Origin of the sequence: Kaistia defluvii (genome assembly GCF_026343955.1) — a bacterium.
Taxonomy (GTDB): domain Bacteria; phylum Pseudomonadota; class Alphaproteobacteria; order Rhizobiales; family Kaistiaceae; genus Kaistia; species Kaistia defluvii.
This window is the reverse complement of the sequence record NZ_JAPKNI010000004.1, coordinates 53,761-65,525: the sequence shown is the minus strand read 5'-3', so window position 1 is coordinate 65,525 and position 11,765 is coordinate 53,761. Positions and strand designations below refer to the sequence as shown.

Below are 11,765 nucleotides of genomic sequence, written 5' to 3'. Positions count from 1 at the left end.
CGGATCGGCTCAGGCCGCCTTCGCCCGCGCCCCCAGCGACCACAGCACGCCGAACGGATCGCGTAGCTGGCCGTAGCGGTCGCCCCAGAACTGCAGGTCGAGCGGCATCACGACCTCCATGCCGGCATCGATCGCCCGCTGCCACCACGTGTCGATGTCGTCGCCGAGTTGCAGGTGCAGCGTATAGCCCTGCGGCGTCTCCAGCGGATGGCCGTATTCCTCATAGGGGTCGGCCAGCATGACCGATCCGCCATTGATGTAGAGGTGGATGTGCATGGTGCGTCCCTTCTCGTCGACGGGGACGCGCATCACTTCCTCGGCCGCCAGCGCGCGCTGGTAGAATTCCGAGGCCTTCACGGCGCCGCCGACGCTCAGATACGGCGCAACGCCGCTCAGCACCCTGGGCATACTGGCGAAGGCGCTTGTCTCGTCGGTCCTGGTGTCCATCGTCCTGTCTCCTCACATGGGAATCGCGAGCGGCGCATGGCCGCCTCAGGGTCTCGACGGGCGGGGAAGCGCGATTTCGACAGGGGGGGAAGATTTTTTTCGATACGGGCAGGGCGCGGGTCGGTTGCTCGGCTTCGCTCGGTCGAAAGCAAGACACTCACCCAACCTCTCCGGCAAGCGGCCGAGGGCCTTTTGGCCGGCGTGGCGTCGAGGGGGAGGCCAGGTATTCCTAAGGCTGGGAAAACAGCGACGAGGTGCGGTGCGCTCCCTCTCCCGCGCGCGGGAGAGGGTGGGGTGAGGGGCTTTCTGCCCTGAAGGCGGTGGCGTTGCGTGCTTCGAGACGGCCCTCCGGGCCGCTTCAGCATATTGAAGAGGGAGCCCGGAGGCAGAGGCAAGGAAGCCGGATCAGATATCCTGGTTCTGCGGCAGGATGACGAGGTCGCGGATGGTGGCGTTGGGCGGGCGGGTGACCATGAACACCAGTGCGTCGGCGATATCCTCCGAGCGCAGGCCTTCATGCGCCTCGGCGCGGCGCTCGATCTCGGCCGGATCCGTGATGCCCCAGAGCTCGTTCAGCACGATTCCCGGCGACAGCGCGCCGATGCGGACATTGTGCGGACCGAGCTGGCGGCGGACGCCGTGCACGAAGGACTGCACCGCGTGCTTGGTGGCCGAATAGACCGGCTCCCAGTGGATCGCCTGATGACCGGAGATCGACGAGGTGACGACGATGTCTCCGGATCGGCGCGCGATCATGCCCGGCAGCACCGCGCGCACCGTGCGGAACACGCCATTGACGTTGACGCCGATGACCCGGTCCCATTCGTCCGGATCGCCGGTGGCGACGTCGCCGGTTACATAGCTGCCGGCATTGGCGAACAGGATGTCGATCCGGCCGAAATGCGCTTCGGCCTTGGCGACCATCGCCTCGACATCGGCGGCCTTGGTCAGGTCGGCGGGAACGGCGATCGCGTCGCCGCCCAGTTCCTTCGCCAGCGCCTCCAGCTTCTCGGCCGAACGCGCGACCAGCACCAGCCTGGCGCCCTCGGCGGCGAAGCGGCGGGCGGCGGCGCGGCCGATGCCGGAGCTGGCGCCGGTCACAATCATCACCTTGCCGGCAATCGATACGGCCATGGTGTCTCCTCCATCAATGTCCAGAAATCAGCGAACCGTGTAGCCGCCGTCGACCAGCAGGTTGGCGCCGTTGACCATCGCCGCGCCGTCGCTGGCGAGGTAGAGCGCGGCATAGGCGATCTCTTCCGGCTGCGCGAAGCGGCGGGTCGGGATTTCGGCGCGGGCGCGCTCGCCCTTTTCACCGGCCCAGCCGACCTTGGCGAGCTCGGTCTCGACGACGGTCGGCGAGATGCAGTTGGCGGTGATGCCCTTCGGGCCCCATTCCAGCGCCATGCAATTGGTCATGCCGAGCAGGCCGGCCTTCGAGGCGGAATAGGCGACATGGCCCTCGATGCCGATGACGGCGGCCTGCGAGGCGATGGTGACGATGCGGCCATAGCCGGCGGCGATCATGTGGCCGGCGACCTCGCGCGAGAAGATGTAGGGCGCGCGTAGATTGACCGCGAGCTGCAGGTCCCAGCTCTCGGTCGTCGTCGCCTCGGCGGGGGCGAGCGTGCCGATGCCGGCATTGTTGACGAGGATGTCGATCTTGCCGAAATGCGCCGCGACTTCGGCGACGGCGCGCTCGATGGCGGAAGCATCGGTGACGTCGCCGGTCCAGCCCTTGTGGCCTGCGCCAAGCGAGGCTGCGAAGTCATGCACCGCCTCGTTCTTGTCGAGCAGGGCGAGCGTGGCGCCATTGGCGGCGAAGAGGGTGGCGAGCGCGCGGCCGATGCCGCCGGCGGCGCCGGTGATCAGAGCGACCTTGCCGGTCATGTCGAAGGGACGCGTCAGGTCGGCGGTGAACGCCTGGTTGGCAGACATTTCGGTTTCCTCCCAAAGCCCTTGCCGGACCTCATGTCCGAACCGGGCGCATGGCTTCTCACCGCTCGTTTGTGGCGGTGCGTTCCGCTAAACTAGACCCGCCCCCCGCTTGAAAGCAAGTTTGTTTGCTGCTACTGCCAACAAATAAGCGATGTTGAAATCGCACTGGATGTCGATCCGGCCGGAAGCCGGCCCGGCGATGGAACCACGAGGAAACGCTGATGAAGAAGCTTGGCATTCATTCGTTCGTCTGGACCGGCGGCACGACGCAGGAAGACCTCGAAGGCGCGATGAAGAAGTCGCATGACCTCGGCTACGGCCTGATCGAGTTTCCGCGCCTCGACCCGAAGAAGTTCGACGTCAACTGGCTCGCCAAGCGGCTGCAGGATTATGGCCTCAAGGTCGTCGTCACCATGGGCCTGCCGCTCGATTGCGACGTGTCGTCGGAAGACCCGGCCGTGGTCAAGCGCGGCGAGGCCCTGCTGGCCGAGGCCATCTCGATCACCCGCGATCTCGGCGGCTCGAAGCTCGGCGGCATCATCTTCTCCGCCCACACCAAGTACCAGAGCATGCCGACCCAGAAGGGCTGGGACAACAGCGTCGCCGCGCTCGCCCGCGCCGCTGACATCGGCAAGGCCGCCGGCGTGTCGATGAACCTCGAGGTCGTCAACCGCTTCGAGAGCAACCTGCTCAACACCACCGCGCAGGGCCTCGCCTTCATCGAGCAGTCCGGCTCGGACAACATCTTCCTGCACCTCGACACCTTCCACATGAACATCGAGGAAGCGGATCCGGTCCAGGCGCTGCGCACCGCCGGCAAGAAGCTCGGCTATTTCCACATCGGCGAGAGCAATCGCGGCTTCCTCGGTTCCGGCGTGATCAACTTCTCGGCGATCTTCGACGCGCTGCTCGAGATCGACTACCAGGACTGGATCACCTTCGAGAGCTTCTCGACCGAGGTTGTCGACAAGGATCTGTCGATCACCTGCGCGATCTGGCGCAACACCTGGACCGACAATGTCGAAGTGGCGCGCCTGGCCAAGGCCTATATCGAGGCTCGCATGGGTGAATCCGCCCGCAAGGCGATCACCGCGCGCACGGTCTGATTGAGGGCAGGGGGGCGGCTGACCCCTGGCTGCCCCTGATCCGCGGCTCGTCCCGACCCTCCTCCCGGGGGCGTGTCGCACCTTGGTGGATGGCGCCTGCAATGGCTGCCATCCATCCTTTCCGGCCGAGGGAGGCGTCGCTCTCGCGATTGCGTGGCGCGTGACGCCGACCGTTTCCGCCGTCCTATGTCATCGCCCGATATTCGCGTTATTTCCGCGGCTTGCGCGTATTCGTGCAAGTAATGCGTGCGGTTCAATGCGCGCGCTACCCAACCGTATTCCCGTTCTGCGCTTATGCCCAATCCCTGCCCGCCTGACCGGAGGGCAGGTTGACTCCACGGACCCACGCAAATATGTTTGGTGTCGCAACGAACAAAAAAGAACGGGGCCCTCGAGCACCGATCAACCGGGAGAAACGTCCTAGTGGCCGAGCCTGCCTCCCCTGGTGAGGGCAAGCCGGAACAGGCGCATCACGTCCTCGTTCCGCCAGCCTCCGTGTCGCCGTCCGCGCCTGAACAGGGTGCCGTCGCCGATACGGATCTGCTCCTCGCCGCCACCAGCATTTCCAAGGCCTTTGCCGGCGTTCCGGCGCTGGTCGATGGCCGCATCCGCCTGAAGCGCGGCAGCGTTCATGCGCTCTGCGGCGGCAATGGCGCCGGCAAGTCGACCTTCCTCAACATCCTGATGGGCCTGCACCGCGCCGATGCCGGCACGGTGATGGTCAAGGGCAGGGTGGTGCACTACGCCTCGGCCGCCGAGGCGCTGGCCGACGGCATCGCCATCATCACGCAGGAACTGAGCCCGGTCCTCGACATGACCGTGGCCGAAAACATCTATCTCGGCCGCGAGCCGCGCCGGCTGGGCTGGTTCGCGGACAAGGCGAAGATGGAGGCGGATGCGGCCGCGCTGTTCGCCCGCCTCGGCTTCGACATCGATGCGCGCGTCACCATGCGCTCGCTCTCCGTCGCCAAGATCCAGCTCGTCGAGATCGCCAAGGCGATCAGCCGCGAGAGCGACATCCTGATCATGGACGAGCCGACCTCGGCGATCGGCGAGAAGGAAGCGGCGACGCTGTTCCAGGCGATCCGTTCGCTGCAGGACCAGGGCGTCGGCATCATCTATGTCTCGCACCGCCTGACCGACATATTCTCGATCGCGGACAGCTACACGGTATTCCGCGACGGCCGCTTCATCGAGGCGGGCGATCTCGCCGATATCGACCGGCAGCGGCTGATCTCGCTGATCGTTGGCCGCGATCTGCGCGACCAGGAGGCCCGCGACAGCACCAGCACCGGCGAGCCGATGATTTCGGTCTCCGGCTTCGCCCGCCACGGCCAGTTCGAGGACATTTCGCTCGATCTCGCCAAGGGCGAAATCCTCGGCCTTTACGGGCTGATGGGCGCCGGCCGCAGCGAGTTCGCCAATGCGCTCTATGGCAATGCGCCCAAGGATGCCGGGACGGTGACGATCGAGGGCAGGCCGGTCGAGATCCGCTCGCCGTCCGATGCGCTTTCGAATGGCATCGCCATCGTCACCGAGGATCGCAAGGAGACGGGCCTGGTCCTGACCTCCAGCGTCTCGGAGAACGTCGTGCTGGCGGCGCTCGACCAGTTTTCGAGGCTAGGCTTGGTCGATGGCAAGAAGGTCGCGTCGAATGTCGACGGCCAGATCGCGCGTTTCCGCATCCGTACAGCCTCGCGCGACCTGCCGGTCCAGAGCCTTTCCGGCGGAAACCAGCAGAAGGTGGTGCTGGCGCGCTGCGTCGAGACCGAGCCGAAGATCCTGATCTGCGACGAGCCGACCCGCGGCATCGACGAGGGCGCCAAGCGGGAGGTCTATGCCTTCCTCTCCGCCTTCGCGGCGGCCGGCAATTCCGTGCTGATGATCTCTTCCGAAATCCCCGAAATTCTCGCCAATGCCGACCGGATCCTCGTGTTCCGGCGCGGGCGGATCGCGGGCGAACTCAAGGGCGCGGCTGCGACCCAAGAGGCGCTCGTCCATCTGGCAAGCTGAGCGACCGAGGCGCCCCATGTCGACCGAACTCACCACCACCGCCGGCGCTGCCGGAGCCAGAAGCCAGGCGATCGGCCGGTTTTTGTCGCGCTACGGCATCCTGCTGTCGTTCCTCATCCTGTTCGTGATCCTCTCCTTCGCGCATCCGAACTTCCTGTCGACCGCCAATCTCATGAACGTGCTGCGGCAGGTGTCGATCAACGGCATCCTCGCCATCGGCATGACCTTCGTCATCCTGACCGGCGGCATCGACCTGTCGATCGGCTCGGTGCTGGCGCTGACCGGCGTTGTCGCCGGCAGCCTGGTCACCGGCGGGGATCCCTATAATCCGGCCATCGCCTTCTTCGCGGCCGTGGGCGTCGGTGCTCTGTTCGGCGCCGTCAACGGCACGCTGATCGCCCGATTTTCGGTGCCCGCCTTCGTCGTCACGCTCGGCATGCTGTCGATGGCGCGCGGCGCGACGCTGCTCTACTCGAACGGTCGGCCGATCCCCAATCTCTCGCCCGAATTCCGCTGGCTCGGCCAAGGCTTCATCGCCGGCATCCCGGTTCCGGTCATCATCTTCGCGATCGTCTTCATCGCGGCCTGGATCACGCTGCGCTACACGGTCTATGGCCGCTGGATCTACGCCGTCGGCGGCAATGTGAAGAGCGCCAAGACCAGCGGCATCCCGACCCGCACGGTGATCTTCTCGGCCTATCTGCTGATGGGCGCGCTGGCCGGTCTCGCCGGCATGATCCTGACGGCCCGCACCACCTCGGCGCTGCCGCAGGCGGGCCTCGGCTACGAACTCGACGCGATCGCCGCGGTCGTCATCGGGGGCACCTCGCTGACCGGCGGCGTCGGCTCGGTGGTCTACACGCTGATCGGCGCGCTGATCATCGGCGTCATCTCGAACGGTCTCGATCTGATGGGGGTGTCGTCCTACTACCAGCAGATCATCAAGGGCGCGATCATCGTCGTCGCCGTCCTGATCGACCGCTCCAGAAACCTGAATCCTTGATGGGATCCGCGCGCTTGCGCGCGGGAATGCAGAGCTATGACTGAGGGAGGAAACCCATAATGGCACTCAACACCTTTACCCGCCGGGGGCTGGCCATGCTGGCCGGCGTCGGCATCGCGGCGCTGACGATCGGGCAGGCGGCAGCCGCCGACCCTGTCCGCATCGCCGCCGTGGTGCAGAGCCTCGACACGGAGTTCAACGTGCTCTGGGCCAATGCCGCCAACGAGCATCCGTTGGTCAAGGACGGCAGCGTCAAGCTGACCGTGCTCGACGGCCGCATGGACGCGCTGACCCAGTCGAACCAGTTCGACACCGCGATCAGCGAGAAGTATGACGCGATCATCTTCGTGCCCGTCGACATCGACGCCGGCAACGATCCCGTCCAGCGCGCCAAGGATGCCGGCATCACCGTCATCGGCTCGAACACGCTGATCTCCAATACCGACCTCTACAACGCCTACATCGCTTCCAACGACGTCGAAGCCGGCAAGATGCTGGCCAAGTCCGTCTTCGACAAGATGGGCGGCAAGGGCAATGTCGTCATCGGCGAAGGCATGATCGGCCAGTCGGCCCAGGTGCAGCGCCTGCAGGGCATCGAAGAGACGCTGAAGGACTATCCCGACATCAAGGTTCTCGAGCAGAAGACCGCCAACTGGTCGCGCGCCGAGGCCCTGTCGCTGATGGAAAACTGGCTGACCGCCCATGCCGGCGAGATCAACGGCGTCATCGGCGAGAATGACGAGATCGCCATCGGCGCGCTCGAGGCGATCAAGGCGCACGGCCTCGACCCGAAGACCATCCCGGTCGCCGGCGTCGATGGCGTCACCGACGCGCTGCTCGCCGTCAAGCGCGGCGAGATGATGTCGACGCTGCAGGATGCCGACGCACAGGCCCAGGGCGCGATCGACCTCGCCCTTGTCGCCAAGCAGCCCGACTACAAGCCGCAGGCCAAGGTCTGGGACGTCAATGGCGGCAAGCTGGCCTGGGAAGGCGGCAAGTCGCAGCATTACTCCGTGCCCTGGATCCCCGTCACGCTCGATAACGTCGACGGCCTTCTCGAAATGCGCAAGACGCAGTAATCAGGCGTAGCGCGCAGAGATTGCGCGCAGGCCCTTTGGAGAGGCGGTCTTGGCCGCCTCTCCCTCTCCGCCCGCGCGGGTTCAAGTCTCGCGCGTTCCGGGAAGCCTCCAAGTCGTTCCAGAATGAGTCCCAGATCTTGGCAACCCCTCAATCCGTCCGCTACCTCAACGAAATCCGGGCGCTGAACGCGCTGTTTCGCAGCGGGGGAATGAGCCGGGCCGATCTGGCGCGCAGGCTCGGGCTCAACCGCTCGACCACCGGCAACATCATCACCAACCTGATGGCCGATGCGCTCGTCGTCGAACTGCCGAATGGTGGCCGGGGCGAGAACGCCGCCAGGACCGGGCGGCCCGGCATCAACATCGAGATCAATCCGGCCGGTGCGACCTTCCTGGGCGCCGAGATCGGCGTCGACCGGCTGACCGTCGTCGCCATCGACCTCTGCGCCAACGAAATCCGGCGCATCTCCACCCCGTTCCCGACCCATCAGCTGCCCGTCGAGGACGGCATCGACCGCATCGCCGCGATGATCGGCGAGATCATCGAGGGGCTGCCGGACCAGGGCCAGATCCGCGGTCTCTGCGTCACCCTGCCGGCGCTGCTCGATGCCGACGGCAAGGTGCTCAACGCGCTGATCATCGGCTGGCGCGATGTCGACCTGAAGAGCCTGATCGCCCGACGCCTCGCCGCCCGCTTTCCCAAGCTGGAACTGGCGGTCTCGATCGAGAACGACGCCAATGCCTTCGCCATCGCCGAGACCTATCGCGACACCCAGCACAGCGCCGAGACGGTCGCCTTCCTGCTGATCGAGAATGGCGCCGGCGGCGGCATCGTCATCGGTGGCAGGCTGTTTCGCGGCTCGTCCGGCTTTGCCGGCGAATTCGGCCAGATCGTGCTCGGCAGCGAGGGCTTTTATGCCGGGCGGCACAAGCCGGGCCATCTCGAAAGCTATATCGGCAAGGACGCCGTGCTGGCGCGCTACCGCGCCAATGGCGCCGCCGAAGGGGCGGATCTCGACCAGTTGCTGGCAGCGCTGGCAGCCGGCGAGGCGAGCGCGATCCGCACGGCGCGCGAATGGGGCGGCGGCCTCGCCATCGGCCTGATCCAGCTATCGAGCGTGCTCAACCCCGGCGTGATCATCCTCGGCGGCACGGTGGCGCCGCTGTTCCGCTTCGTCGCCGAAGAGGTCGAGGAAGCCATGCGCAGCGAGTTCCTCGAAGGGTTCCCGATGCCCAGGATCGAGGTCTCTGCGCTGGGGCTTGAAGGCCCGGCGCTCGGCGGTGCGCTGATCATGCATCAGCGCATGTTTTCCATTGACGAGAGCGCGATCTACGCCAGCGCCCAGCCGATCACGCTGTTTCAGACGTGATATCGAGTTGTCGGCCCTGTTGGAGATCGATGGATCGGGATCTGCTTGCTGACCTCTCCCTCAGGGAGAGGTGAAGAAATACGGTCCTGTCGGACGCAACGCTATCCTGCTCCAGGCGGGCGAGCCCAGGGAGGGGCGAAAAGGATGATTGAAGGCAAGATCGTCACCATCGGCGAGATCCTCGTCGAGATCATGGCGACCACGCTCGGCCATGGCTTCCTCGAGGCGCAGACCCTGATCGGTCCGTTCCCGAGCGGCGCGCCGGCGATCTTCATCGACCAGGTCGGCAAGCTCGGCCATCCGGCGGCGATCGTTTCCGCGGTCGGCGACGACGATTTCGGCACCGTCAATCTCGAGCGCCTGAAGCAGGACGGCGTCGACGTCTCCGCCGTCGCCATCCATCCGGGCGCCGCCACCGGCAGCGCCTTCGTCCGCTACCGCCCCGATGGTGGCCGCGACTTCGTCTTCAACATGCGCGACAGCGCCGCCGGACGCATCGCCGCCACGCCGGAGGCGCAGGCCGTGCTCGCCGAGGCCGGGCACCTGCATGTCATGGGCTCCGGTCTGCCGGTTCCCGCCGTGTTCGGCATGGTCAGCGCGTCCATCCCCGCCATCAAGGCGCGCGGCGGCACGGTGTCGTTCGATCCCAATATCCGCGTCGAGATGCTGCGCGACCCCGCCGGCAAGGCGGCCTTCCAGTCCGTGCTCGCGGCGACCGACCTGTTCCTGCCCTCGGGCGAGGAACTGTCGCTGTTCTCCGGCGAGGCCGACGAGGGCCGCGCGATCGCGGCGCTGCTCGATGCCGGCGTGCAGGAAATCGTGCTGAAGCGCGGCAAGGCCGGCGCCAGCCATTTCGACCGCAGCGGCCGAACTGACATGCCCGGCTTCGTCGTCGAGGAAATCGACCCGACCGGCGCCGGCGACAGCTTTGGCGCCACCTTCCTGGTCGCCCGCCGGCTCGGCAGGTCGGTGGAGGATGCCTTGCGCTATGCCAATGCCGCCGGCGCGCGCACCGTCACCGTCAAGGGTCCGATGGAGGGAACCTCGTCCTTCGCCGAACTGGATGCCTTTATCGCCGCAACGCCGGTGGGAGCCCACGCATGAGCCTTCTGACCGAACTCGCCGCCGATTATCAGGCCGGCCGCGTCAGCGGCATCACCTCCGTCTGCTCGGCACACCCGTCCGTGATCCGCGCGACGCTGCGCGAGGGGCTCCGCACCAATACCGTCGTGCTGATCGAGGCGACCTGCAACCAGGTCAATCACGAGGGCGGCTATACCGGCATGAAGCCGGCCGATTTCCGCCGCTTCGTCGAGGGTATCGCTGCCGAAGTCGGTTTTGACATGGCGAACCTCATCCTCGGCGGCGACCATCTGGGACCCAACCCCTGGCGCAGCCTTCCGGCAGAGGAGGCCTTGGCCAGGGCCGAGATCATGGTCGGCGCCTATGTCGCCGCCGGCTTCACGAAGATCCATCTCGACGCCAGCATGGGCTGCGCCGGCGAGCCGGAAGGCCTCGACGACGAGACGACGGCGCATCGCGCGGCGCGCCTTGCCAAGGTGGCCGAGGCGACGGCCAGGTCAAACGGCCTGACGCTTCCGGTCTATATCATCGGCACGGAAGTGCCGACGCCGGGTGGCGCGCTGCACGATCTCGACGACGTGCCGCCGACTCTCGCTTCCGCGGCGCGCGAAACCATCGCCACCCATCGCCGGGTCTTTGCTGAAGCCGGCCTTGGCGAAGCCTTTGCCCGCGTCATCGGCCTGGTCGTGCAGCCGGGCGTCGAATTCGGTCATGACAAGGTCGTCGTCTACCGGCCGGAGCGGGCGCGCGACCTGATCGCCGTCCTCGCCGACGAGCCGCAGTTCGTGTTCGAGGCGCACTCGACCGATTACCAGCCGGAACCGGCCCTCGCGACGCTGGTCCGCGACGGCTTCCCGATCCTGAAGGTCGGGCCGGGCCTGACCTTCGCGCTGCGCCAGACGCTCTATGGCCTCGACCTGATCGCCTCGGAGCTGGAGGCTTCCTATGGCGACCGGGCGCTGGCAAAGGCGATGGAAGCGCTGATGCTGGCCGAGCCGAACTACTGGCAGCGCTATTATCCCGGCACGCCGGACGAGCAGCATGTGCTGCGTCACTACAGCTACAGCGACCGCATCCGCTATTACTGGCCGCACGAGCAGGCCGAGCGCGCGGTGGCGAAGCTGATGGCGACGCTGCAGGGCCGGACGATCCCGGAGCCGCTGATCACGCAGTTCCTCGCCGAGGACGCGGAAGCGGTGCGCAGCGGCGAATGCGCGGCGACGGCCGAGGCGCTGCTGGAACGCGGCATCGAGCGCATGCTGCAACTCTACGGACGGGCCTGCCGGCCGTAGGCAAGGCTCTCTCCGCCGGATACTAGCCTTCACCTCTCCCTCGGGGAGAGGTGAAGGGAGCCGGCTGATCGAGACGCGATCCCGCATGCGCAGCCTCCGTCGCCCCGGCGAAGGCCAAAGCCCGGGAACACCGGCCGTGGAGATAGGCCGGAGCCCTGTGCCGCGCCGGTCAGCAGATGACGTCGGCGGTGCCGCCCGTTCCAATCGACTGGCAACTGCTGAAGGTGCCTTCGTTCGATGCCTGGTCTGTCTGGCAACCGGCGAGCGACACCACGCAGAAAAGCAGAGCGAAAACGAGTCTCATGCTGTCCTCCCCATGCAACCGCAGGGGAAGGATTATCGGCTTGGCCGGCAGCGACTCAAGGACGGCTCCGTCAATCCATCGTGACCGGAACCGAGGGTCCCGATCACGATTGGGTCGGCAGTTGGCGCGG

At 66.5% G+C, this 11,765-nt stretch carries 11 protein-coding genes; 7 read left to right on the top strand and 4 right to left on the bottom strand.

All coding sequences use genetic code 11. The annotated features are described in order from the left end of the window. Nucleotides 1-9: 9 nt before the first annotated feature. The 3 genes from OSH10_RS11340 to OSH10_RS11330 all read right to left on the bottom strand — a co-directional run bounded on the left by OSH10_RS11340 (nucleotide 10) and on the right by OSH10_RS11330 (nucleotide 2,385). Entirely contained in the window at nucleotides 10-447 is a 438-nt protein-coding gene (locus OSH10_RS11340; protein ID WP_266331850.1) for a VOC family protein, read from the bottom strand. A gap of 405 nt (nucleotides 448-852) precedes the next feature. Then, nucleotides 853-1,581 carry an SDR family oxidoreductase gene (locus OSH10_RS11335; RefSeq protein ID WP_266331849.1) on the bottom strand — a complete coding sequence of 243 codons (729 nt, stop codon included), beginning with the start codon at nucleotides 1,579-1,581 and terminating at the stop codon, nucleotides 853-855. 27 nt (nucleotides 1,582-1,608) lie between these two features. Next, nucleotides 1,609-2,385, bottom strand: a complete 777-nt coding sequence (locus tag OSH10_RS11330) for a GolD/DthD family dehydrogenase (RefSeq protein WP_266331848.1) — start codon at nucleotides 2,383-2,385, stop codon at nucleotides 1,609-1,611. Between the two features lie 221 nt (nucleotides 2,386-2,606). Here OSH10_RS11330 and OSH10_RS11325 point away from each other — a divergent pair, with 221 nt between their 5' ends. The 7 genes from OSH10_RS11325 (at nucleotide 2,607) to OSH10_RS11295 (ending at nucleotide 11,331) form a co-directional block, all read left to right on the top strand. Then, nucleotides 2,607-3,491, top strand: coding sequence for a sugar phosphate isomerase/epimerase family protein (locus OSH10_RS11325; RefSeq protein WP_266331847.1), 885 nt, complete (start codon nucleotides 2,607-2,609; stop codon nucleotides 3,489-3,491). Nucleotides 3,492-3,914: 423 nt separating this feature from the next. After that, nucleotides 3,915-5,504 carry a sugar ABC transporter ATP-binding protein gene (locus OSH10_RS11320; RefSeq protein WP_323181584.1) on the top strand — a complete coding sequence of 530 codons (1,590 nt, stop codon included), beginning with the start codon at nucleotides 3,915-3,917 and terminating at the stop codon, nucleotides 5,502-5,504. A 16-nt stretch (nucleotides 5,505-5,520) separates the two neighbouring features. Beyond that, on the top strand, nucleotides 5,521-6,507 hold the full coding sequence (locus OSH10_RS11315; protein WP_266331846.1) for an ABC transporter permease: 987 nt from the start codon (nucleotides 5,521-5,523) through the stop codon (nucleotides 6,505-6,507). A gap of 59 nt (nucleotides 6,508-6,566) precedes the next feature. Next, nucleotides 6,567-7,586, top strand: a complete 1,020-nt coding sequence (locus OSH10_RS11310; protein ID WP_266331845.1) for a substrate-binding domain-containing protein — start codon at nucleotides 6,567-6,569, stop codon at nucleotides 7,584-7,586. A gap of 137 nt (nucleotides 7,587-7,723) precedes the next feature. Next, nucleotides 7,724-8,956, top strand: a complete 1,233-nt coding sequence (locus tag OSH10_RS11305; protein ID WP_266331844.1) for an ROK family transcriptional regulator — start codon at nucleotides 7,724-7,726, stop codon at nucleotides 8,954-8,956. A gap of 144 nt (nucleotides 8,957-9,100) precedes the next feature. Continuing rightward, nucleotides 9,101-10,060: a tagatose kinase gene (locus tag OSH10_RS11300; protein WP_266331843.1), complete on the top strand. Its 960-nt coding sequence runs from the start codon at nucleotides 9,101-9,103 to the stop codon at nucleotides 10,058-10,060. Beyond that, nucleotides 10,057-11,331 (top strand): D-tagatose-bisphosphate aldolase, class II, non-catalytic subunit, encoded by a 1,275-nt coding sequence (locus tag OSH10_RS11295; protein WP_266331842.1) that lies wholly within the window; start codon nucleotides 10,057-10,059, stop codon nucleotides 11,329-11,331. The genes OSH10_RS11300 and OSH10_RS11295 overlap by 4 nt, the downstream gene beginning before the upstream one ends. A 169-nt stretch (nucleotides 11,332-11,500) precedes the next feature. Here the strand turns inward: OSH10_RS11295 and OSH10_RS11290 are convergent, their stop codons facing one another. Next, entirely contained in the window at nucleotides 11,501-11,635 is a 135-nt protein-coding gene (locus tag OSH10_RS11290) for a hypothetical protein (protein ID WP_266331841.1), read from the bottom strand. Nucleotides 11,636-11,765: the final 130 nt, after the last annotated feature.